A 21,403-nucleotide genomic window follows, 5' to 3' on the forward strand; every position below is an offset into this window, starting at 1 on the left:
CAGACGCGCGCCACCTCGCAGGGCTACGCGTAGTGCTGCATCCATGGGTTTTACGCTATGGCACAAAATACACCTGCCGCGCCAGCCCCCCCTAAACGGCGCCTGTCCTGGAATGATCCGTTCACACGCGGCATTATTTACCAGGTGCTGATTTTGGGTGTGCTTGGCTTTTGTGTGTGGTATCTGGTCTCCAATACCTTGCACAACCTGGCTGTTCGCAATATTTCTACAGGCTTTGATTTCCTGAATCGAGAGGCTGGCTTTGCCATTGGCGAGTCGGCGCTGGCTTATAAGCCCTCGGATACTTATGGGCGGGCCATTCTGGTCGGTCTGGTCAATACGCTGAAAGTGGCGGTGATCGGCATTATTGCTGCCACCGTGTTTGGCACCTTGCTGGGCATTGCACGCTTGTCCAAGAACTGGCTGGTCTCCCGGCTGGCGGGCTTGTACGTGGAAGTGATGCGTAACGTGCCTTTGCTGCTGCAACTGTTCTTCTGGTACGCCCTGATTACCGAGACCTTGCCCGGACCGCGGCAGGCTTTGAATCCGCTGGGCGGCGTATTTTTATCGAATCGTGGTTTGAAGCTGCCCACCCTGCAGGGCGATGGCATGGACTGGATCTTCATGGGTCTGGGCCTGGCGGTGGTGCTGTGGGTCTTGATGGCGCACTGGGCGCGTCGTCGTCTGGAAAAAACGGGCCGTCCTTTCCCCACCATTCGCTTTGGCATATTGCTGCTGGTTCTGATGCCGGTTCTGGCCTTGCTGATCAGCCCCGAACCCTTGGCGCTGGATGTGCCCCGTCTGCAAGGTTTCAACTTTGTAGGGGGCGTAACTTTATCGCCTGAGTTTGCCGCCTTGTTGGCCGGTTTGATTACCTATACCTCGGCCTTTGTGGCGGAAGTGGTGCGTTCCGGTATTCAGGCCGTGGGCAAAGGACAATGGGAAGCGGCGCAGGCACTGGGTCTGTCCCGTGGCCGCATGATGCGTCTGGTGGTTCTGCCCCAGGCTCTGCGTGTGATTGTGCCTCCCATGACCAGCCAGTACCTGAACCTGACTAAAAACAGTTCCTTGGCCGTGGCCATTGGCTATCCCGATATTGTGTCTGTGGTGAATACCACCTTGAACCAGACAGGGCAGGCGATTGAAGGCATTTTGATCATCATGGCGGCTTACCTGACGGTCAGCTTGTCGATCTCGATCTTCATGAACTGGTACAACAACCGAATTGCTTTGGTGGAGCGCTAAATGAGTCATACGCCTACATCCACCGTAAGCGGGCCACCGCCACTGCAGCGGGGCACCCTGGGCTGGCTGCGCCAGAACCTGTTTTCCTCTCCCTTGAACGCCATTTTGACGGTGTTGTCGGCCTGGCTGCTTTTGATGACTGTGCCAGCCATGATCGATTGGCTGTTCATCAAGGCCAATTTCGATGCGCAAACCGCGCAGGATTGTCGGGCCAGTGCGGGTGCATGCTGGGCTTTCATTCGTGAAAAGCACCGTCTGATCCTGTTTGGCATCTATCCCTATGACGAGCAATGGCGCCCCTTGTTGGCCTCCATCCTGCTGACCTTGCTGATCGTGTGCAGCTGCGTGCGTTGGTTCTGGAAACCCTGGCTGCCTGTGATGTGGCTGGTCGGCCTGACCGTCGTGGGTATTTTGATGTGGGGCGGTGTGCTGGGCCTGAGCTATGTGGAAAACAGCCTGTGGGGCGGTTTGCCGCTGACCTTGATTCTGGCTACCTTCGGCATCGCGTTCGCCTTTCCTTTGGGCTTGTTGCTGGCCTTGGGACGTACCTCGCGCTTGCCGGCCGTCAAGGCAGTGTGCGTGGTTTACATCGAACTGATTCGTGGCGTGCCGCTGATCAGCTTGCTGTTCATGTCCTCGGTAATGCTGCCTTTGTTCATGCCCGAGGGCTTTAACATTGACAAGCTGCTGCGTGCTCAGATCGCCATCATTTTGTTTGCGGCGGCGTACATCGCGGAAACCGTGCGGGGCGGCTTGCAAGCTATTCCCAAGGGACAGTATGAAGGCGCGGCTTCGCTGGGCTTGAGCTACTGGCGCACCATGCGTCAGATCATCTTGCCGCAGGCGCTCAAGATCGTGATCCCGCCACTGGTAGGCATTTTCATTTCCCTGTTCAAGGACACCTCCCTGGTCGTGATTATCGGTATTTTCGATTTGACCCAGGCGGCCAAAGTGGCCCTGGCCGATGCGGCCTGGCGCGGCTTTAGCCGGGAAGCCTATCTGTTCATCGCACTGATTTATTTTGTGTTCTGCTACTCCATCTCTCGCTACAGTCGTTCGCTGGAGCGACGTTTGCAAACGGGTTATGAACGCTGACACAGGTAGCAAAGCCTTGGGTAAGACCTATTGCTTTGCTGGCCAGACAAGGAGTTTTGCATGGCAGACGCCATTATTCAGCTAAAGAACGTCAATAAATGGTACGGGCAGTTCCATGTGCTGCGCGATATCAATCTGGATGTGGCCCCCGGCGAGCGCATCGTTATTTGCGGGCCTTCGGGTTCGGGCAAGTCCACCCTTATCCGCTGCATCAACCGCCTGGAAGAGCATCAGAAAGGGCAGATCATTGTGGCTGGTGAGGAGCTTACCAACGATGTGCGCCAGGTCGAGGCCATTCGGCGTGACGTTGGCATGGTGTTTCAGCACTTCAATCTGTTTCCTCACCTGACCGTGATGGAAAACCTGACTTTGGGGCCGATGTGGGTTCGTCGCAAGACCAAGGCCCAGGCTCAGGAGCTGGCCATGAAGTATCTGGAGCGTGTACGTATTCCAGAGCAGGCCAACAAGTATCCCGGACAGCTCTCTGGCGGACAGCAACAGCGCGTGGCCATTGCACGTTCCCTGTGCATGGAGCCTAAAATCATGCTGTTTGACGAGCCTACCTCGGCGCTGGACCCGGAAATGGTCAAGGAAGTGCTGGAAGTGATGGTCGAGCTGGCCCATACCGGCATGACGATGTTGTGCGTGACCCACGAAATGGGTTTTGCGCGTAAAGTGGCTGATCGGGTCATTTTTATGGATCAGGGCGAAATCATCGAGCAAAATACGCCTGATGAGTTCTTTGACTCGCCACGCAGTGAAAGAACGCGTGAGTTCTTAAGCCAGATCATTCATTAAGGATCAGTGGCTGCTCTGCATGGGCTGCCTTGTGCAGCCCATATGCATTTTTATTTCAAGGAAAAAAAGTGATGTTTCGAGTCTGTAAGTGGCTGCTGGCTGTCTCTGGTGTTGCGGCTGTCATGGCTGCCCCGGCTGTAATGGCGGAGGATGCTTATCCTTCCAAACCTATCCAGTTCGTGGTGCCTTATCCACCGGGTGGCCCTTTGGACAGCATGGCTCGCTTGCTGGCTGAACGCGTCAAAGGCGACCTGGGCACGGTTGTGGTGGAGAACAAGTCGGGTGCGGGTGGCAATATCGGTGCCAGCATTGTGGCCAAGGCTGCTCCGGACGGCTATACCCTGATGATGGGTGCGGTGGCGATCAACTCCATCAACCCCTGGCTGTACAAGACGGTGCCTTTTGACCCGGTCAAGAGCTTTGCGCCTATCGCCCTGGTTGCCTCGGTGCCTAACATCCTGATCGTGAACAAAGAGTTTGCCGAACAAAACAAGATTGCTTCGGTGCAGGATCTGATCAGCTACGCCAAAGAGCATCCCGGTCAAATGAACTTTGCTTCGGGCGGTAATGGCAGTGCGGGTCATCTGGCCGGTGAAGTCCTGAACACCCGTGCCCAGATCAATTCCGTGCATGTGCCTTACGCCGGTGCCAACCCCGCCAAGACGGCTTTGCTGGCAGGCCAAGTGCATTTCATGTTCGACAACCTGGCTTCGGCAGCGCCGCTGATCAAGGCAGATACCGTCAAGGCCCTGGCTGTGACGACTCTGGAGCGTTCCAGCTTCCTGCCTGACGTTCCCACCATGGAGCAGGCTGGTGTGAAACCGTTTGATTTGGGCACCTGGTTCGGTGTGTTTGCTACTGGCGGTACACCACAGCCTGTGCTGGACAAGCTGCATGCCGCTTATTCCAAGGCTTTGATGGATCCGGCCGTGCGTGAAGCACTGGCTACCATGGGCTCGGATGTGGAGCCTGGTACCATGGCTGAATTCAGCGAGCTTGTCAGCAATGATCTGAAGAAGTACAAAGAAGTCGTTGCCGACTCGGGTGCCGAGTTGTTCTAAGCTTTCAAGTACTTAGCCCCCAGGCAATCAGTGACTGCAGTTTGTGTGGTCGCTGGCAAGATCAAGAATTGTTAAAGAAGGCAGTGAAGTCTGTTTTGAAGTACCTGCTTGCGGTGCCTCTTGCTAGTATTGGAGGCATTCAAGTGGTCCTGGTACTTAATTTGAGATTACGGAGCCAATAATGACAATTTCCATTCGTTCTGCAAAATTAGCAGCATGTGCTGGTGCTCTTTCCCTTTTGGCCGCTTGCGGCACGATGGACAATATGAGCACAGGTGGTCGTACCGCAGTGGGTGCGGGTGGCGGCGCTGCTGTGGGGGCTGGTCTTGGGGCTTTGATTGGTGATAGCAGCAAGGCCGCCATGATTGGTGCAGGTATCGGTGCACTGGCTGGTGGTATTGCAGCGTACAACTGGTCTGGCATTAAAAAGGATGTTCAGCAGTCTGGCGCAACTGGCCTGGGTGTGGATGTGACCGAAATGCCCGATGGCAGCTTGCGGGTCAATATTCCTAGCAGTGTGTCGTTTGATACCGGCCATTATCAGTTAAAGCCTGCTTTGCTGCCTGTTCTGGATAGTGTGGCTCGCGCCATGAATCAGCATCCAGAGTTGCGTGCCAAGGCTGTCGGTCATACCGATAGCACCGGGTCGGCACAGACCAATCAAACTTTGTCGGTTAACCGCGCAAGCGCTGTCACGAATTACCTGACGCAGCAAGGTGTGGGACAAGGTCGTTTGATGGTTGAAGGTCGTGGCCCGAATGCTCCTATTGGCGATAATGCGACGGCTGAAGGCCGTGCCATGAACCGCCGCGTGGAGTTGTATTTGTACGCTCCGCAGAAGTAAGTCTCTGCTTGCCGCCTTAGGGCGTGCTGACAAAAGGCCCGGTTTTTTAACCGGGCTTTTTTGTGTTCGATCGGGGAGGAGTGACGCGGTTTGAGGGCGGTATTCTTTGCTTGTTGTCTGTTGTCTGTTGTCTGTTGTCTGTTGTTAGCCGTGAGCTGGCAATTGACGGTTATCAGTTGTCGTTGAGGGCGTTACCGTTGCTTGGGAGTCAGCGCTGATTATTGAGTAGAACCAGGTAGTGAGCACGCCCTTGGGGGCGGTGGGGACCCGGAGGGGCTTGAGCACTTGCCGGTGCTGCGCACCGGTCCCCTTGTCGAGGACATCATCCGGGCGCACTCTGAACTCGCGGGGTGGTTCGTCCCCCGGACGAACCACAAGCGCCCCGCTCAAACAGCAGAGTGCTTGCACCCCGGATGATGCCCCCGCCTGCGGCAAGTACTCTGAATCGCCCCTCCGGGTCCCCACCGCCCCCAAGGGCTCATACCGTGGCTATTCAAGCAATCATGTATTGAGGGTCTGGGTCTGGGTCTGGGTCTGAGATTTGGGATTTCGGATCTTGGGTCTGAGGTTTGACGTCTGAGGAGAGGGGTCGGAGGTGAAAGGTCTCAGGTGATAGGTGATAGGTGATGGGTGATAGGTCGGTCAGAGGTCAGAGGTCAGAGATTCGACGCAGACCAGAAAGTGCCACACGCCATTCAAGGATGCAGTTTGAACCGTCCAGAAAAAACGATTGTGAGCCAGTTGAGCCTAGCTTCAGGGTGTCCGGGCGGTTCAGAGGGTTTGCCGCGGTCGGGAGATAGCGTAGGGGTGCAAGCATCCTGCTGTTTGAGCCGGACGCTTGTACTTGGTCCGGGGGACCAAGTACCCGGCGAGTTCAGGATGCGCCCGTAGCTATCTCCTGACAAGGGCACCGGTGCGCAGCACCGGCAAACCCTCAGCCCGGACACCCTGAAGCTAGGCTTAACTGGCGTCTTCAGCAACGATCTCTTCTGACTGTTAAACCTCGCTTTCCAATAAATGAAATGACGAAGCCCCCAAAAAGAAAAAGCCCCAGGCAGAAAGAATCCACCCAGGGCTTTAACCCATCAAGGCCTGATCAAACAAAGATCATGTTCACACCCGGCCCGTATTCAACACAGCATCAAGCCTCCTGATACAGCTTGCTGCCTTGCTGAACAAATTGCACTGACATCTCCTTCATCCCCTGATCCACAGCGGACTGCTCATCCAGACCGTTAGCCTTGGCATAGTCCCGTACATCCTGCGAAATCTTCATGCTGCAGAACTTGGGGCCACACATGGAGCAGAAGTGCGCCACTTTCATCGAGTCTTTCGGCAAAGTCTCGTCGTGGAACTCACGCGCTGTATCCGGGTCCAGACCCAGATTGAATTGATCATCCCAGCGGAATTCAAAGCGCGCCTTGGACAAGGCATTATCCCGGAATGCCGCCGAAGGATGTCCCTTGGCCAAGTCCGCGGCATGTGCTGCGATCTTGTACGTGATGATGCCGTCCTTCACGTCCTTCTTGTTCGGCAAGCCCAGATGCTCCTTGGGCGTCACATAGCACAGCATCGCCGTACCTTGCCAGGCAATCATCGCTGCACCCAAACCGGAAGTGATGTGATCGTAGCCCGGCGCAATGTCCGTTGCCAAAGGCCCCAAGGTGTAGAAGGGGGCCTCATGACAGTGCTCCAGCTGCAACTGCATGTTCTCTGGAATCAAATGCAAAGGCACATGACCAGGACCTTCAATCATGACTTGAACATCATGCTTCCACGCTACCTGGGTCAACTCGCCCAGGGTACGCAGTTCCGCGAATTGTGCCTGATCATTAGCGTCATAGCCCGAGCCGGGACGCAAGCCATCGCCTAGCGAGAAAGCCACGTCGTACTGCTTCATGATCTCGCAGATGTCCTCGAAATGCTCGTACAGGAAGCTTTCGCGGTGATGCGCCAGACACCACTTTGCCATGATGGAACCACCGCGCGAAACAATGCCTGTCATGCGGCTGGCCGTCATGGGAATAAAGGGCAAACGCACACCGGCATGAATGGTGAAATAGTCCACGCCTTGCTCGGCCTGCTCAATCAAGGTGTCGCGGAAAATATCCCAGGTCAGATCTTCGGCAATGCCGCCGACCTTTTCCAGGGCCTGGTAAATAGGCACCGTACCGACAGGAACCGGCGAGTTGCGAATAATCCATTCGCGCGTCTCATGGATATTCTTGCCCGTGGACAAATCCATGATGGTGTCCGCACCCCAGCGAATCGCCCAGGTCATTTTTTCGACCTCTTCGCCAATGGTGGAGCCCAGGGCGGAGTTACCGATATTGGCGTTGATCTTCACCAGGAAGTTGCGGCCAATAATCATGGGCTCGGTTTCCGGGTGGTTGATATTGGCGGGCAAAATGGCTCGGCCACGCGCAATCTCATCACGAACAAACTCGGGGGTGACCGTGGTGGGCAAGCTGGCACCGAAACCTTGACCAGGGTGTACCTTGGTCAGGCGACGAGCCATCTCTTCACCTTGCGGACCGCTGGCGCGCAAGCTTTCAATGTATTGCTCACGTCGCAGATTTTCCCGAATCGCCACAAACTCCATTTCGGGAGTGATGATGCCGCGCCTTGCGTAATGCATTTGCGTGACATTAGCGCCCGAAATACTGCGTCGTGGCTGGCGCTTCAACTCGAAGCGTAAAGTATCCAGCTCCGGATCGGCCTGGCGGGCCTGACCGTACTGGCTATTGAGCCCCGCCATCAACTCGGTGTCCTTGCGCTCGCTGATCCAGGCTTGGCGTAGCGGTGGCAGGCCTTTGCGAATATCGATCTGTACCGAGGGGTCCGTGTAAGGACCACTGGTGTCATAAACGCTTAAGGGAGGATTCGGCTCGGCGCCGAAGTGGCTGGGCGTATCAGCCAGGGAGATTTCCCGAAAAGGCACACGCAGATCAGGCCGTGAGCCGGTTTGGTAGATTTTTCGGGAGTTGGGTAAGGGCTGGATCGCAGCCGGGTCTACGCTGGCCGCTGTGGCCGTAAAAGAAGGGGTTTTGCTTGTCATTGCAGCTCCAAAGAAATGGTGGAGCCGATATAGGAAGAAGTGCCGTGCAGGCATTGCACCTGTGGCACACGCTCCCAGCATCGGCATTATCCGTACTGGTACGAGGGTTTATCTCAACCCGCCAAATGGCGAGTACCCCTGCGTGCTGACAAGTATAGGTATCTTGGAGCTGCTTGTGGACGTATAAGGCTTATTTTCTTTTCATACCGTTGAGCAGATGACGGATGGTTTGATCCAGGTGGTCACGCTCTTTGGGTGGCAAAGCCACAATCTCGTCCACGGAAAAGCGGTTGAAGGGCCAGGTCACAATCGGTGGGCCTTCGCCGGAGTCTTGCAAGGTGGTAGCATGGGCTGCACTCAGCTCCATATTGCCCAGCCCGTTTTTCAGCCATTGAGCACTGATATTCAGGGCTTTGGCCAGATCCAGAATTTCGCGCGCGTCACGCCGCGTACCACTCTCGTAATTGGAGATGGCGCTTTGACTGAGGTTGCACAGACGAGCCAGCTCGGCTTGAGAAAAGCCGCGTTGCAGGCGGGCGTGGCGGAGGCGATCAGAGAAGTGTTTCACAGTACAGATTGTTCATGGAACGCCCTGCACGATGGTTTTGAGTAAAGATGTCGTATGTGATAAAAATGTCTGGCTTAACCGGCTGAATGAAACGAAGAGAAGCTTAAGATGGGAGCAGCACCAGATTTGTCGGGTTCAAGCCTGTGCTTAAAGCTTGAATGTCAGGGGTGTTTAACAAGGCAGGCGGTATAGGCGGGTAGAACGTACGGTGCCTAGCGTTTTTTCATGCCGTCCAGTAAATGACGCAAAGTGCGATCGAGCAAATCACGTTCGCCATCTGCCAAAGCAACCACTTCATCGACGGAAAACAGACGGAAAGGCCAGGTAACAATGGGAGGACCATCCAGGGGTTCGGACAATGTGTAGCTGTCCTGCGTGAACTCCATCGTGCCGATACCCTTGCGCAACCACAAAGCGCTGACATTCAAGGCTCTGCTCAACTCCAGAATTTCACGTGCATCCCGACGAGTGCCATTTTCATAATTGGAGATGGCGCTCTGGGTCAATCCGCATAGACGTGCCAAATCTGCCTGAGAAAGACCGCGATGTTGACGTGCGTGGCGAAGGCGTTCGGAGAAATGTTTCACACAACAGATTGTTGATGTAAAGCCAAACACGATGGTTTTAATTAAAAATCACAGTCGTGATTTATACTGTCCGGCATAGTCATCAGATGTCATTATAGTTAAGGTATCAACTATGTCGGTTGCAAATGAAATTGCTGGCGGTCCTGTTGTTCTGTACCTGGCCACGTCTATCCCTGATCGAAACTTACTAGAACAACAAATTCAGGCTCTGGCAGAACGTGGTTATCGTCTTATTTTTTGTCCGGATGCGACGGCTTTGCTGCAGTTGGCCCAAACGCGGGGCCGTTACGCCGGTTCGATATGTATTGCCTGGTTGGGCGGGGCCTTGGCGGAAATCTGCTCGGCGGCCGTGCGCTTACGTATGCTGTGTCCGCAAATTGGAATCCTGATGCAGTCTGATGCGACGGACTCGGCCATGCTGCAAGCCTTGCATAGCGGCGGAGATCAGTTTTGCCCCAGGGATGCGTCTTTGGAGTTGCTGGCAGCCAGTTTGCACAGCTTGCAGCGGCGCATGATGCAGATGCCCATCATTCCTGAACCGTCTCAGCCCCAGGAGTGGGTGCTGGATCAGGAGGGCTGGGCCTTGATATCGCCTGTCGGGATCTCGTTTAGCCTGACCAGCACGGAGCGCGCCTTCATCGTCCGCTTGCTGCGCGAAGAGGATCGCCGGGCCAGTCATTACGAGTTGATGCGGGCTGTGGCTAGTAAAACGGATGTAATCAGCAATCCACCCGGTGCTTCGCATATCAACCGCCTGGGCGTTCTGGTCAGCCGTATGAGACGCAAATTCAACCAGGGAGGCACGGTTCTGCCTATCCGCTCGATTCATAACTGGGGCTATATGTTCGCTGCTAATTGCCAGTTGCTGGCCTAGTCAGGATGTCATCAGGGCAGGGCAGTTGAAAAAGGCCCTGTCGGTTATACCGGCAGAGCCTTTGTTCATGCTGTGGGGGGCAGGGCTTAGTAGTAGCGCTGCACCGACAAGTCGTCTGCACGGATGGCAGGCTCCTTGTTGCTGATCAGATCAGCCAGCAATTGTGCACTGCCGGTAGCCAAGGTCCATCCCAGCGTACCGTGGCCGGTGTTCAGGAACAGATTGGAGTAGCGGCTACGCCCCACAATTGGGGTGCTGTCCGGCGTCTTGGGACGCAGGCCGGTCCAGAAATGCAGATCTGCATCGCTTTGGTAGCTGCCGGGGAACAGATCATTCAGGACCATCAGCAAGGTCTGTTCACGGCGGGGATTCAGGCGCTTGTTAAAGCCGACGACCTCGGCCATGCCGCCCACGCGAATGCGATTATCAAAGCGGGTCAGGGCGATCTTGTAGCTTTCATCCAGCAAAGTGGACTGAGGCGCACGCGAGGCATCCGCAATTGTGGCGGTAATGGAGTAGCCCTTCAACGGGTAGACCGGGATGGCCTGCAGGTCTTTCATCAAACCCGTAGACCAGGAGCCCAAGGCCACCACGTAGGCATCGGCAGTCAACAGGCCATCGGAGCTTTGGACGCCGCTGATCTGCGTGCCGTTGCTGTGAATGCGCTGAATGTTCTGGTTCCAGCGGAATTCCACGCCTTCCTTCTCGGCCAATTCGCTAAGGCGGCGGGTGAACATCTGGCAGTCGCCGGTTTCATCTTCCGGGAAGCGCAGGCCACCGCTTAGTTTGTGCTCTACGTGGCGCAGAGCCGGCTCAATCGTGTGCAATTCGGAGGCGGACAGCAGCTCGTAAGGCACGCCAGCTTCTTTCAGGACCTCGATGTCGGCAGCAATGCCGTCCAGCTGCTTTTGCGTACGGAAAAGCTGCAAGGTGCCTTGGGCACGGTGCTCGAATTGAATGTCGGTCTGGGCGCGCAGCTCGGCCATGCAGTGGCGGCTGTATTCAGCCAGACGCACCATGCGTTCTTTATTGATGGCGTAGCGGTCTGCTGTGCAGTTGCGCCACATGGCCAGTAGCCACTTGATTTGTGTCAGCGTGCCATCCGGGCGAATCGTCAGGGCCGGATGCTCGTCGAACATCCACTTGATGGCTTTGCGCGGGATACCCGGCGCAGCCCAAGGGCAGGCATAGCCAAAGGACAACTGACCGGCATTGGCAAAACTGGTTTCCAGAGCGGGCCCAGCCATGCGGTCGATGACCGTTACGCTGTGTCCTTGGCGGGCAAGATAATAAGCGCTGGTTACGCCTTCTACGCCAGCACCTAGCACGAGGATCTTCATACGGTTCCTTGGGCGCATCGCCCGAAAGGGAAAGTGTTGCAATCAGGCGCGCAAAAACCGCGCGCACTGTCGCAATTCGATACGTTTTATCCGTCTATTTCAACAGGCGGGCAGGGTAGGGGTCAAGGATTAGTCCTGATCCGGTGCACTGCGTGGGAACACCATATTGTTACGGTGTATCAGCTCTGTATCGTGTTCGCTGCCCAGCAATTCATTGATCAGGTGGCTGGGTTGGCCCATGATGCGGCGGGTGTCGTCCGAGGAGTAGTTGATCAGACCACGGGCGTATTCCACGCCGTGCTTATCCACGCAGGCAACGACATCGCCACGGTCAAATTCGCCTTCTACATGGGTGACACCGACGGGCAGCAGGCTCTTGTGACCGTCTACCAGCGCACGTACAGCGCCTTCGTCCAGCGATACGCGACCACGCACACGCAACTGGTCGACCAGCCAGCGTTGGCGGGCCGAGCGTACGGGCAAGGTGGCGCGCAGCTCGGTGCCGATGCGCTCACCTTGCGCCAGGCGGGACAGGACTTGCTGTTCGCGGCCAGAGGCAATAATGGTGTGGCCACCGCTTTGCGCAGCGCGTTTGGCGGCCAGGATTTTGGTGATCATGCCGCCGGTGCCGATATTGCTGCCCGAGCCGCCTGCCATGGCTTCCAGCGTCGGATCGCCCGCCTGTCCCAGCGAGATGAACTGCGCATCAGGATTGCTGCGCGGGTCGGCACTGTAAAGGCCAGCCTGGTCGGTCAGGATAATCAGGGTTTCGGCTTCGATCAGATTGGTGACCAGTGCGCCCAATGTATCGTTGTCGCCCACGCGGATTTCATCCGTGACCACCGTGTCGTTCTCGTTCACGATGGGGACTACACCCAGGTCCAGCAAGGTGTTGATGGTGCCTCGTGCATTCAGGTAGCGATGGCGGTCGGCCAGATCTTCATGGGTCAGCAGAATCTGAGCGGTGCGCACACCATGGCGGGCAAAAGCCACTTCATAGGCTTGAATCAAGCCCATCTGGCCGACGGCCGCCGCCGCTTGCAACTCATTCATGGCCTTCGGTCGGCGCGGCCAGCCCAGGCGAGCCATGCCTTCGGCAATGGCACCGCTGGAAACCAGCACCAATTGCTTGCCTTGGGCATGCAGTTGAGCAATCTGGGTAGCCCATTGCTCTACGGCATCCAGGTCAATCCCTTTGCCCTCGTTGGTGACCAGGGAGGAACCTACTTTAATAACCAATCGGCGCGATTGCGCAACGGCCGATTCAGAATGAGAAGAGTGCTGCATGACGAGTTCAGAAATCCATCGCTTGGCGTGTAAATAGAGAAAATGCCAGGAGTAGGGCGGTTGGCTTAACCGCGTCTTCCGGGCATTTTGGGGTTCAGTCCTGGAGTCTAGATCCTGGACCTGTGTAGCACGATCAGTCTGGGGCAAACCTCTCGTCGTAAATATGGGTGCCGTCGGCAATATCTTGCTCGATATGCTCTTTGCGGCTTTCTTCATCCAGCCAGGATTGCAGCTGATAGACCAGATCCTGTGTACCGACACCGGTCAGGGCGGAGATACCAAAGACCGGGCCTTCCCAGTTCAGCTCTTTGAGCAGGCGGGCTTTCAGGTCTTCCGGGTCCGAGACCATGTCCAGCTTGTTCAGAACCAGCCAGCGTGGCTTGGCGTACAGCTCTTCGCTGTACAGACGCAGTTCTTCAACAATGGCACGGGCCTCTGCAGCCACTTTGGCTACAACATCCTCGTCCGGGTCCAGGCTGGATACGTCCAGCAGATGCAGCAAGATACGGGTGCGGGTCAGGTGGCGCAGGAACAAGTGTCCCAGGCCGGCACCTTCGGAAGCGCCCTCGATCAGGCCAGGAATATCGGCCACTACAAAGCTGTGGGCTTCGGACGAACGCACCACACCCAGGTTGGGGTGCAAGGTGGTGAAGGGGTAATCCGCAATGCGCGGCTTGGCGTTGGAAATGCGGGTGATCAGCGTGGATTTACCGGCGTTGGGCATACCCAGCAGACCGACATCAGCCAGCACCTTCAGTTCCAGACGCAGCTTGCGATGCTCGCCTTCCTTGCCGTAGGTAAATTGACGCGGGGCACGGTTCACACTGGATTTGAAGTGCAGGTTACCCAAACCACCGGCGCCGCCTTGGGCCAGGGTTATTTTTTCGCCATGACGCTTCATGTCAAACAGCTGCTCGCCGGTTTCTGCGTCAAAAATCATGGTGCCAACGGGCACACGCAGGGTGATGTCCTCGCCACCCGCGCCATATTGGTCGGACCCACGGCCGTTTTCGCCGTTGCGAGCGCGGTGCAGGCGGGCGTAGCGGTAGTCGATCAAGGTGTTGACGTTACGGTCGGCCTCGGCATAAATGCTGCCACCGCGTCCACCGTCGCCGCCATTGGGGCCACCTTTTTCAATAAATTTTTCTCGGCGGAAACTGGCAGCGCCGTTTCCACCTTTGCCTGCGACCACTTCAATGGTCGCTTCGTCTACGAATTTCATGGTGATGAGTGCTGTATAGGTCCAGGGGCCGCAGAACCGTATGGGCTGCTGGTCTGGGAGCAGACCATTTTAAACAAAAACCCCAATTGCTTAGTGTATAGGAGATTGGCTTATCTGCCGGTATGTGCCGTGATAGTGGCCGATTTTTTATCTCTTGCTGTGGCCGTAGGGAGACTGGCTAAGCCGGGTGGGCGGGTTTGGGCGATGGCAGGTTGGCCATGCATAAAAAAAGCCCTGCCTAGGGCGGCAGGGCTTTTTCGCAGCGAGTACGCTTTGATCGGGTGGCTTATTCGCCAGCAACGACCGAAACGGTACGCTTGTTCAGAGCACCAGTGATGGAAAATTTAACTTTGCCATCGACCAGGGAGAACAGTGTGTGGTCTTTACCAATGCCCACGTTCACGCCGGGGTGAAACTGAGTGCCGCGCTGACGAACAATGATGCCGCCAGCCGAAATTACCTGACCGCCGTAGACTTTAACGCCCAGACGTTTGGCCTGTGAGTCACGGCCGTTCCGCGTAGAGCCGCCGCCTTTCTTCTGTGCCATTTCTTTAGCTCCTAGATGAAGAAAATACCAAATTCGCTTTTAGCAACAACTTAGGCGTTGATCGCTTCGATGCGGATTTCGGTGTAGTTTTGACGATGGCCTTGCGTTTTGCGGTAGTGCTTGCGACGGCGCATTTTGAAAATCTTGATTTTGTCGTGACGGCCTTGCGCAAGAACAGTAGCCTTGACCACAGCGCCAGCAACGAAAGGAGCACCGATTTGCAGTGCTTCACCTTCGCCGACGGACAGAACCTGGTCAAGCGAAATTTCTTGCCCAATGTCTGCCGGTATCTGTTCTATTTTGAGTTTTTGGCCAGCAGTAATGCGATATTGCTTACCGCCGGTTTTTATAACCGCGTACATAGGGAATCCCTTAAAGAGTCAAACAGGCATCGCGTAAAAGGCCAATAACAGCCCGCTGTAATGCCATCTAACATAAAAAAATCTTGACACGCAAAATGCCAAGCAAAAAATAATAGGACAAAAAGGCTTTGCTGTCAATGGCTTGGGCCTTCTCCTGTCTGTATTTTGCATCCAATCCTTTCGTTTTTCACTGGGTAGGCAGGGTAGGCCCCTTGTCTTGGGGGCGTAAAGGACGTGTGAGGGGACCTGCCTCGTCCAGAACAGGGCATATCGCTAATTTGTTACATTTCTCCTCAATCTGTGGCCTTTGAGTGGCTCGCCTTCCGCTACGGTAGAGCTGTTGCGTTCACAGAAGCGTAAGTCATTTATTTTTCGGACCTACTAAGGGGAAGCGTATGAATAAGGACACGATCGAAGGCAAATGGAAACAACTGGCTGGTAAAGCCCGCAGCGTCTGGGGCGAAATTACGGATGATGAGTGGGCCAAGGTGAAAGGGGATGCCACGCAATTGGCCGGTCTGGTGCAAGAGCGCTATGGCCGTACCCGCGAAGAGGCGGAGCGCGAGGTTAAAGACTTCTACGACAAGTACGACCGTTAGCGGGTGGGAACCTTTTTTTGTCTGTAGGTATTTCATGAGCTGTCGTTGAGATGGTCCGTCAGACAAGGTGCTGTCCCTGTACGTACTGATGATGAGGAGAATCGTATGCTTTACTACGCCGTAATCTTTTTTATTGTAGCTATCGTGGCTGCTGTGCTGGGTTTTGGTGGCATTGCCGCTGGTGCTGCTTCGATTGCCAAGATCCTGTTTGTCGTGTTCCTGATTCTGGCGGTGCTCTCGCTGGTCAAGGGCATGGGCAAGAAATAGAACAAGCCCGCCAGTGGCGGGCTTGTCTGTATGTCAAAACCGTCTCCACCGATTGGGTAGAGACGGTTTTTTTATCAGGAGCGGTAGTCCGCGTTGATAGTGACGTACTCGTGCGAGAAGTCGCAGGTGTAAACCGTTTCGCTGTGTTGGCCACGGCCCAGAGAAACACGTACCAGAATTTCGGCTTCCTGCATGACGCGCTGGCCATCTTCTTCCTGGTAGTCGGGGTTGCGGCCACCGTCCACGGCTACCAGCACATCACCTAGCCACAGACGCAATTTGCTCACGTCCAGATCGCTAATGCCGGCGTAGCCAATGGCGCACAGAATACGGCCCAGGTTCGGGTCGGAGGCAAAGAAGGCTGTTTTCACCAGAGGTGAGTGAGCGATGGCGTAAGCCACTTTCAGAGCTTCTTCGCTGGAGCCGGCGTCATCAACCTGAATGGTCATGAACTTGGTGGCGCCTTCGGCGTCACGCACGATTTTCTGGGCCAGTTCGCGCGAGGCGTCGACCAGGGCATCCAGCAAGGTGTTGTAGTTCGGGTCTGCAATCGACTCTACCGTGACACCGCTTTGGCCGGTTGCCATGATGATGAAGGAGTCGTTGGTGGAGGTGTCGCCATCAACCGTAATGCGGTTGAAAGAGCGGTCTGCCGCCTGACGACACATATCGCGCAGCAGTTCGGGAGCAATACCGGCGTCCGTAGCCAGGTAACCCAGCATGGTGGCCATATTGGGGCGAATCATGCCCGCGCCCTTGCTGATGCCGGTCAGTGTGATGGTTTTACCCGACAACTGGATCTGGCGAGACACGATTTTGGGTTGCGTATCGGTGGTCATGATGCTGTGAGCAGCATTGAACCAGTTGTTGTCGGCCAGATCGTTCACCGCCGCAGGCAGAGCGCCCAGCAGGCGATCCATGGGCAGAGGCTCCAGAATGACGCCGGTGGAAAAGGGCAGCACTTGCTGAGGCAGGATGTTCAGCAGGCGCGCGGTTTCCGTGCAGGTTTGCTGTGCTTTTTCCAAACCAGCCTGACCTGTGCCAGCGTTGGCATTGCCGGTATTGATGACCAGGGCGCGGATGCCATCGTGCGTAGCCAAGTGCGCTTCGCACACTTGTACTGGAGCAGCACGGAAACGGTTGGTGGTGAATACACCGGCCACGCTGGTACCGGGGGCCAATTCAAACACGGTCAGGTCGCGTCGGTTGGCCTTGCGAATACCGGCTTCGGCAATACCGATTTTGACACCGGCAACAGGGTGAATATCAGATTCAGAGGGGATGAACAGATTGACGGCCATGACGCGATCCGAAAAACAATGTTAAAGGCGGCTCAAAGCAGTAATGATACTTGCTTTGAGCCGCCTGAGCATATCTTTGGTCGCGCCGGAGCGCTTAGCTTTCGCGAGCAGCCATGGCCACGTTGTTGCGAGTGATCAGCTTGAGTTCGCCCAGGGCTTCAAACAGGTTGACGCGTGCTTTTTCCGACAGGTTGGCAAACATCTCCTGTAGCCACTGTTCGTGGGAGGCAGCCATTTTCTTGAATTGGCGCTTGCCCTTGGGTGTCAGGCGGATCAGGGAGCTGCGACGATCGGTGAGCACCTTGATGCGTTCGACCAAACCTTCTTTTTCCAGCTGATCGGTAATGCCCGTGATATTGCCGTTGGTGACCATCAGGTGACGGGACAGCTCGCTCATTTTCATGCCAGCGGGCTGACGCTGCAATTGAGCCATCAGGTCAAAACGAGGCAGTGTGGTCGTGTGCTCGGTACGCAGGCGACTGCGAATTTCGCCTTCAACCAGATTGGTGCAGGCCATCAAGCGCAGCCACAGGCGGGTGTCGAAGTGGTCGTCGCTATGGGCACGGCTTTCCAAGTCGGGAGCGGCATCGGCGACGGCGGAAGCGGGGATATCGTTCATGATCATAGATAGCTTGCCTTAATGGTGCATGTCCAAAATGTTTAGCTTTGAAGGACGCAGACCGCAGCCATGAGCAAGCTGGGTTAGCTTGGTGGGTATCTTAGGGGCTGGTTCGAAGTTTGACATTGCGACAGATCAAAGTAAATTCGTTTTTAAGCTTAAATTAATCAACTTGATAGAAAGCACCGGCAAAGCAGGCAAAGCATTGGGTAAGGAAATGCAAACTCTTGTCTGCTATTTACTTTTAGGGCCACGGCTTTGAATAATCTTCGGACGGCACTCTAACTTTGATCCGACACGATAAGCTGGCTAAATTCAAGTGATTATTTATTTGAAGTATAAGGCATTTGCCTCTGTATCGCCTGTTCGCTTAATCACTTTTCTGCTTTTTCTGATACTTTTTTTTGTTTCAAAAATAATGCCTGCCGTAATTTTTCTTAATTGAAAAAAATGCATGCAGAAGATCGATTTATTTCTTATATCCTGAAATTCATTATTGAATTTTGCGTTGCGCGGGCAAGGGCCTCAGAGGAGCCGGGATCAGTCTAGGATACCCCTTGAAACAGCGGAGGATGATGCGCTACTGCGGATAACCCGTAGTCGGGATTGCTGATACTGGAGCATTTTTTTTGCTAATATCCTTTAGAACTAAACAATATAGACCTTGCCAATTTGGCTGGCGCCTTTGATGGACCAAGGTCTACGCCTGAGTGGGGCGTAATCTACGCAGGAGATAAGGATGGAACGTTCAGCGCACCTTGATACCTTTGCACGCGACAATCTGCCACCCATGGAGTGGTGGCCAGAGATGTTGCTGGAAGGCAATCCGGATGTGGACTATCCCGCTCGTCTCAATTGTGCCGTGGCGCTGTTGGGAGAGCAGGTAGCAGCGGGGCATGGTGATCGCGTGGCTTTGCAGTGGGCACAGGGCGATGAGAATCGCAGCCTGACCTACAAGCAGCTGGACGTGCTGACCAACCGTATTGCTCATGTTCTGGTTGAGGACATGAAGCTGGTGCCCGGCAACCGGGTTTTGCTGCGTGGTCCCAATAACCCCATGATGGCCGCCTGCTGGTTGGCCAGCATCAAGGCCGGTCTGGTCACGGTTCCCACCATGCCTTTGTTGCGGGCGGTGGAACTGAAGACGATTCTGGACAAGGCCGAGATTCATGCTGCCTTGTGTGACGAGCGCCTGCGTGAAGAGCTGGAACACTGCATGGACTCCACGCATGATTCCTACACGCCTGCTCTGAAGCAACTGTTGTGCTTTAACGATGAAAGCGCCAAGGGTCTGGAAGCCTTGTTGGCTGACAAGCCCGAAGAGTTCACCGCTTGCGATACGGCGGCTGACGATGTTTGTCTGATCGCTTTCACCAGCGGCACGACCGGCCAGCCCAAAGGTTGCATGCACTTCCATCGTGATGTGCTGGCAATGTGCGATACCTTCTCGCGTCACGTACTGCGTTTGACCCCGGATGATGTGGTCTGCGGTACGCCTCCTTTGGCCTTTACCTTCGGCCTGGGCGGTCTGCTGTGCTTCCCGCTGCGTGTGGGTGCATCCACTGTCCTGCTGGAGCGTCTGACGCCTTCCGATCTGCTGGGCATGATTGATCGCTTCAAAGTGACCATGAGCTTTACCGCACCCACCTTCTATCGTCAGATGGCTGGTTTGGTGGATCGTTACTCCTTGGCCAGCTTGCGTGCCACCGTGTCGGCAGGCGAAGCCTTGCCAGATGCGACGCGTCAGCTTTGGAAGCAGGCCAGCGGCATCGAGATGACAGATGGCATTGGTGGCACGGAAATGATTCACGTGTACGTGTCCAGCCCACCTGAAAAAGTGCGTGCTGGTGCCATTGGCCAAGTGGTGCCCGGTTATGTCGCCACGATTCTGGACGATGATCTGAATCCGGTGCCAGTCGGTACGGTAGGCCGTTTGGCCGTAAAGGGGCCAACAGGCTGCAAGTACCTGAACGACGAGCGTCAGAAGCAGTTTGTTCAGGGCGGTTGGAACTTCCCTGGCGACACCTTCAAGATGGACGAGGACGGCTACCTGTATTACCAGGCTCGTAACGACGACATGATTGTTTCCTCGGGCTATAACATTGCCGGTCCTGAGGTGGAAGGCACCTTGCTCAAGCACGAGGCTGTGGCCGAGTGTGGCGTTGTAGGTGCCGCCGATGAAGAACGGGGCCAGATTGTGCAGGCCTTCATTGTGCTCAAGCCTGGCTTTACCGGAAACGATGAGCTGAAAAAGAAGCTGCAGGATTTTGTGAAAGAGAACGCAGCGCCGTACAAGTATCCACGCGCCATTGAGTTCGTGACTTCGCTGCCTCGTACCGAGACAGGGAAGTTGCAGCGCTTTGTCTTGCGGCAGATGGCGCAAGACTGATTGTTCAGAGCATAAAAAAAGCGGGCATATAGCCCGCTTTTTTTGTCCGGCGCTTTTAGTTTTTGAAGGTGGCAAAAACTTCGCGTGCCGCTTGCACAGTGGCGTCGGTAATGTCCGGGGTGTGCTGCACCGAAACAAAACCTGCTTCAAAGGCCGAGGGTGCGAAGTACACACCCTTGTCCAGCATGGCGTGGAAGAACTGCTTGAAGCGCTCGATGTCGCCAGCCGACACTTGGGCCAGGGAGGTGGGCACGGTTTCGCTGAAGTAGATACCGAACAAGCCGCCCTGGTGGTCTGCCGTAAAAGGTACGTCTGCTTCTTTTGCAGCGGCCTTCAAGCCCTGGATCAGCTTGGCGGTGTTGGCTGTCAGGGTGTCGTAGAAACCGGGTTGAGCCAGTTTCTTCAAGGTTGCCAGACCCGCGGCCACAGCAACAGGGTTACCGGACAGGGTGCCTGCCTGGTAAACACCACCGACGGGAGCGACGCATTGCATGATGTCGCGACGGCCACCGAAAGCACCGACGGGCATGCCGCCACCAATCACCTTGGCCAGGGTGGTCAGGTCAGGACGAATGCCGGTCAGGCCTTGCACGCCTTGAGGGCCAACACGGAAGCCGGTCATGACTTCGTCAAAAATCAGTACGGCACCGTATTCGGTGCACAGTTCGCGCAAGCCTTCCAGGAAGCCGGGGGCTGGGCGCACCAGGTTCATGTTGCCGGCAAAAGGCTCAACGATAATGCAGGCGATTTCGCTGCCTTTCTGTTTGAAAGCATCGCGCACGGCGTCCAGATCGTTGTAGTCCAGCACCAGGGTGTGGCCGACAAATTCGGCTGGCACGCCTGCAGAGGTGGGGTTGCCAAAGGTCAGCAAGCCGGAACCGGCTTTGACCAGCAGACTGTCAGCGTGGCCGTGGTAACAGCCTTCAAACTTGATGATGGTGTTGCGGCCGGTAAAGCCACGGGCCAGACGAATGGCGCTCATGGTGGCTTCGGTGCCGGAGCTGACCAGACGCACTTGCTCGATGGACGGCAGCATCTTGGTCAGGGTTTCAGCCAGCACGACTTCGCCTTCGGTAGGCGCGCCGTAGGACAGGCCGTGTACGGCGGCTTCCTGTACGGCCTTGATAACGTCCGGATCGGAGTGGCCCAGAATGGCCGGTCCCCAGGAACCCACGTAGTCCGTGTATTGCTGGCCGTCTGCATCCCAGATGTAAGGGCCCTGAGCGCGTTCGATAAAGCACGGGGTGCCGCCCACGGAACCGAAGGCACGGACGGGCGAGTTGACGCCGCCGGGGATGACTTTGCAGGCACGTTCAAAAAGTTCGGAGTTACGGGACATG

Annotated in this window: 20 protein-coding genes and 1 riboswitch; of the genes, 9 read left to right on the forward strand and 11 right to left on the reverse strand. The window is 55.7% G+C overall.

Annotated features, from left to right (window positions below; all coding sequences use genetic code 11):
* The first annotated feature begins 57 nt into the window (after nucleotides 1–57).
* From MID00_RS10915 to MID00_RS10935, 5 genes are all read left to right on the forward strand, one after another.
* Nucleotides 58–1,245 (forward strand): amino acid ABC transporter permease, encoded by a 1,188-nt coding sequence (locus MID00_RS10915; protein ID WP_022983606.1) that lies wholly within the window; start codon nucleotides 58–60, stop codon nucleotides 1,243–1,245.
* On the forward strand, nucleotides 1,246–2,340 hold the full coding sequence (locus tag MID00_RS10920) for an amino acid ABC transporter permease (protein WP_009460546.1): 1,095 nt from the start codon (nucleotides 1,246–1,248) through the stop codon (nucleotides 2,338–2,340).
* A gap of 60 nt (nucleotides 2,341–2,400) precedes the next feature.
* The gene (locus MID00_RS10925) at nucleotides 2,401–3,138 is read left to right on the forward strand and encodes an amino acid ABC transporter ATP-binding protein (protein WP_009460548.1); all 738 of its coding nucleotides are present in this window, start codon (nucleotides 2,401–2,403) and stop codon (nucleotides 3,136–3,138) included.
* 71 nt (nucleotides 3,139–3,209) lie between these two features.
* On the forward strand, nucleotides 3,210–4,199 hold the full coding sequence (locus tag MID00_RS10930; protein ID WP_250756138.1) for a tripartite tricarboxylate transporter substrate binding protein: 990 nt from the start codon (nucleotides 3,210–3,212) through the stop codon (nucleotides 4,197–4,199).
* A 265-nt stretch (nucleotides 4,200–4,464) separates the two neighbouring features.
* Complete coding sequence (locus tag MID00_RS10935; protein ID WP_088453170.1) at nucleotides 4,465–5,043, forward strand: OmpA family protein; 579 nt, start codon at nucleotides 4,465–4,467, stop codon at nucleotides 5,041–5,043.
* Nucleotides 5,044–6,184: 1,141 nt separating this feature from the next.
* Here the strand turns inward: MID00_RS10935 and thiC are convergent.
* The 3 genes from thiC to MID00_RS10950 all read right to left on the reverse strand — a co-directional run bounded on the left by thiC (nucleotide 6,185) and on the right by MID00_RS10950 (nucleotide 9,256).
* The gene (gene thiC, locus MID00_RS10940; RefSeq protein ID WP_009460552.1) at nucleotides 6,185–8,101 is read right to left on the reverse strand and encodes a phosphomethylpyrimidine synthase ThiC; all 1,917 of its coding nucleotides are present in this window, start codon (nucleotides 8,099–8,101) and stop codon (nucleotides 6,185–6,187) included.
* Nucleotides 8,102–8,156: 55 nt separating this feature from the next.
* Nucleotides 8,157–8,251: riboswitch (TPP riboswitch) on the reverse strand.
* A gap of 40 nt (nucleotides 8,252–8,291) precedes the next feature.
* On the reverse strand, nucleotides 8,292–8,669 hold the full coding sequence (locus MID00_RS10945; RefSeq protein WP_022983604.1) for a helix-turn-helix domain-containing protein: 378 nt from the start codon (nucleotides 8,667–8,669) through the stop codon (nucleotides 8,292–8,294).
* 212 nt (nucleotides 8,670–8,881) lie between these two features.
* Complete coding sequence (locus tag MID00_RS10950; RefSeq protein WP_022983603.1) at nucleotides 8,882–9,256, reverse strand: helix-turn-helix domain-containing protein; 375 nt, start codon at nucleotides 9,254–9,256, stop codon at nucleotides 8,882–8,884.
* 112 nt (nucleotides 9,257–9,368) lie between these two features.
* Here MID00_RS10950 and MID00_RS10955 point away from each other — a divergent pair, with 112 nt between their 5' ends.
* On the forward strand, nucleotides 9,369–10,130 hold the full coding sequence (locus MID00_RS10955) for a helix-turn-helix domain-containing protein (RefSeq protein WP_009460558.1): 762 nt from the start codon (nucleotides 9,369–9,371) through the stop codon (nucleotides 10,128–10,130).
* An 86-nt stretch (nucleotides 10,131–10,216) separates the two neighbouring features.
* Here MID00_RS10955 and MID00_RS10960 read toward each other — a convergent pair whose 3' ends face one another.
* The 5 genes from MID00_RS10960 to rplU all read right to left on the reverse strand — a co-directional run bounded on the left by MID00_RS10960 (nucleotide 10,217) and on the right by rplU (nucleotide 14,888).
* A complete protein-coding gene (locus tag MID00_RS10960; RefSeq protein ID WP_009460560.1) occupies nucleotides 10,217–11,470 on the reverse strand; it encodes a D-amino acid dehydrogenase in 1,254 nt (417 codons plus the stop codon).
* Nucleotides 11,471–11,599: 129 nt separating this feature from the next.
* Nucleotides 11,600–12,757 carry a glutamate 5-kinase gene (gene proB, locus MID00_RS10965; protein WP_026484420.1) on the reverse strand — a complete coding sequence of 386 codons (1,158 nt, stop codon included), beginning with the start codon at nucleotides 12,755–12,757 and terminating at the stop codon, nucleotides 11,600–11,602.
* 133 nt (nucleotides 12,758–12,890) lie between these two features.
* Complete coding sequence (gene obgE, locus MID00_RS10970) at nucleotides 12,891–13,979, reverse strand: GTPase ObgE (RefSeq protein WP_009460564.1); 1,089 nt, start codon at nucleotides 13,977–13,979, stop codon at nucleotides 12,891–12,893.
* Between the two features lie 286 nt (nucleotides 13,980–14,265).
* On the reverse strand, nucleotides 14,266–14,526 hold the full coding sequence (gene rpmA / locus MID00_RS10975; RefSeq protein WP_009460566.1) for a 50S ribosomal protein L27: 261 nt from the start codon (nucleotides 14,524–14,526) through the stop codon (nucleotides 14,266–14,268).
* A gap of 50 nt (nucleotides 14,527–14,576) precedes the next feature.
* Nucleotides 14,577–14,888: a 50S ribosomal protein L21 gene (rplU, locus tag MID00_RS10980; RefSeq protein WP_003801901.1), complete on the reverse strand. Its 312-nt coding sequence runs from the start codon at nucleotides 14,886–14,888 to the stop codon at nucleotides 14,577–14,579.
* Between the two features lie 395 nt (nucleotides 14,889–15,283).
* Between rplU and MID00_RS10985 the strand changes: the two genes are divergently transcribed.
* The gene (locus MID00_RS10985) at nucleotides 15,284–15,487 is read left to right on the forward strand and encodes a CsbD family protein (RefSeq protein WP_009460568.1); all 204 of its coding nucleotides are present in this window, start codon (nucleotides 15,284–15,286) and stop codon (nucleotides 15,485–15,487) included.
* A gap of 105 nt (nucleotides 15,488–15,592) precedes the next feature.
* The gene (locus MID00_RS10990; protein ID WP_009460570.1) at nucleotides 15,593–15,754 is read left to right on the forward strand and encodes a DUF1328 domain-containing protein; all 162 of its coding nucleotides are present in this window, start codon (nucleotides 15,593–15,595) and stop codon (nucleotides 15,752–15,754) included.
* Nucleotides 15,755–15,828: 74 nt separating this feature from the next.
* Here the strand turns inward: MID00_RS10990 and argJ are convergent, their stop codons facing one another.
* Both argJ and MID00_RS11000 read right to left on the reverse strand, forming a co-directional pair.
* Nucleotides 15,829–17,055: a bifunctional glutamate N-acetyltransferase/amino-acid acetyltransferase ArgJ gene (gene argJ / locus MID00_RS10995; RefSeq protein ID WP_009460572.1), complete on the reverse strand. Its 1,227-nt coding sequence runs from the start codon at nucleotides 17,053–17,055 to the stop codon at nucleotides 15,829–15,831.
* A 94-nt stretch (nucleotides 17,056–17,149) separates the two neighbouring features.
* Nucleotides 17,150–17,680 carry a MarR family winged helix-turn-helix transcriptional regulator gene (locus tag MID00_RS11000; protein ID WP_009460574.1) on the reverse strand — a complete coding sequence of 177 codons (531 nt, stop codon included), beginning with the start codon at nucleotides 17,678–17,680 and terminating at the stop codon, nucleotides 17,150–17,152.
* Between the two features lie 733 nt (nucleotides 17,681–18,413).
* On the opposite strand from MID00_RS11000, the gene MID00_RS11005 reads away from it, so the two are divergent.
* Nucleotides 18,414–20,063, forward strand: coding sequence for an AMP-binding protein (locus tag MID00_RS11005; protein WP_009460576.1), 1,650 nt, complete (start codon nucleotides 18,414–18,416; stop codon nucleotides 20,061–20,063).
* 55 nt (nucleotides 20,064–20,118) lie between these two features.
* On the opposite strand, the gene hemL is transcribed toward MID00_RS11005, so the two are convergent.
* Nucleotides 20,119–21,402: a glutamate-1-semialdehyde 2,1-aminomutase gene (hemL, locus tag MID00_RS11010; protein WP_022983602.1), complete on the reverse strand. Its 1,284-nt coding sequence runs from the start codon at nucleotides 21,400–21,402 to the stop codon at nucleotides 20,119–20,121.
* Nucleotide 21,403 lies beyond the last annotated feature (1 nt).

This window comes from Alcaligenes sp. NLF5-7 (assembly GCF_024266725.1).
Taxonomy (GTDB): domain Bacteria; phylum Pseudomonadota; class Gammaproteobacteria; order Burkholderiales; family Burkholderiaceae_B; genus Alcaligenes; species Alcaligenes phenolicus.

Bases quoted from the DNA above. Each gene is read 5' to 3' on its own strand.
- MID00_RS10930 (WP_250756138.1), top strand. From the start codon at position 3,210: ATGTTTCGAGTCTGTAAGTGGCTGCTGGCTGTCTCTGGTGTTGCGGCT.
- MID00_RS10990 (WP_009460570.1), top strand. From the start codon at position 15,593: ATGCTTTACTACGCCGTAATCTTTTTTATTGTAGCTATCGTGGCTGCT.
- rpmA (WP_009460566.1), bottom strand. From the start codon at position 14,526: ATGGCACAGAAGAAAGGCGGCGGCTCTACGCGGAACGGCCGTGACTCA.
- proB (WP_026484420.1), bottom strand. From the start codon at position 12,757: ATGCAGCACTCTTCTCATTCTGAATCGGCCGTTGCGCAATCGCGCCGA.
- MID00_RS11000 (WP_009460574.1), bottom strand. From the start codon at position 17,680: ATGATCATGAACGATATCCCCGCTTCCGCCGTCGCCGATGCCGCTCCC.
- hemL (WP_022983602.1), bottom strand. From the start codon at position 21,402: ATGTCCCGTAACTCCGAACTTTTTGAACGTGCCTGCAAAGTCATCCCC.
- rplU (WP_003801901.1), bottom strand. From the start codon at position 14,888: ATGTACGCGGTTATAAAAACCGGCGGTAAGCAATATCGCATTACTGCT.
- MID00_RS10925 (WP_009460548.1), top strand. From the start codon at position 2,401: ATGGCAGACGCCATTATTCAGCTAAAGAACGTCAATAAATGGTACGGG.
- obgE (WP_009460564.1), bottom strand. From the start codon at position 13,979: ATGAAATTCGTAGACGAAGCGACCATTGAAGTGGTCGCAGGCAAAGGT.
- MID00_RS10920 (WP_009460546.1), top strand. From the start codon at position 1,246: ATGAGTCATACGCCTACATCCACCGTAAGCGGGCCACCGCCACTGCAG.
- MID00_RS10955 (WP_009460558.1), top strand. From the start codon at position 9,369: ATGTCGGTTGCAAATGAAATTGCTGGCGGTCCTGTTGTTCTGTACCTG.
- argJ (WP_009460572.1), bottom strand. From the start codon at position 17,055: ATGGCCGTCAATCTGTTCATCCCCTCTGAATCTGATATTCACCCTGTT.
- thiC (WP_009460552.1), bottom strand. From the start codon at position 8,101: ATGACAAGCAAAACCCCTTCTTTTACGGCCACAGCGGCCAGCGTAGAC.
- MID00_RS10985 (WP_009460568.1), top strand. From the start codon at position 15,284: ATGAATAAGGACACGATCGAAGGCAAATGGAAACAACTGGCTGGTAAA.
- MID00_RS10915 (WP_022983606.1), top strand. From the start codon at position 58: ATGGCACAAAATACACCTGCCGCGCCAGCCCCCCCTAAACGGCGCCTG.
- MID00_RS11005 (WP_009460576.1), top strand. From the start codon at position 18,414: ATGGAACGTTCAGCGCACCTTGATACCTTTGCACGCGACAATCTGCCA.
- MID00_RS10935 (WP_088453170.1), top strand. From the start codon at position 4,465: ATGAGCACAGGTGGTCGTACCGCAGTGGGTGCGGGTGGCGGCGCTGCT.
- MID00_RS10960 (WP_009460560.1), bottom strand. From the start codon at position 11,470: ATGAAGATCCTCGTGCTAGGTGCTGGCGTAGAAGGCGTAACCAGCGCT.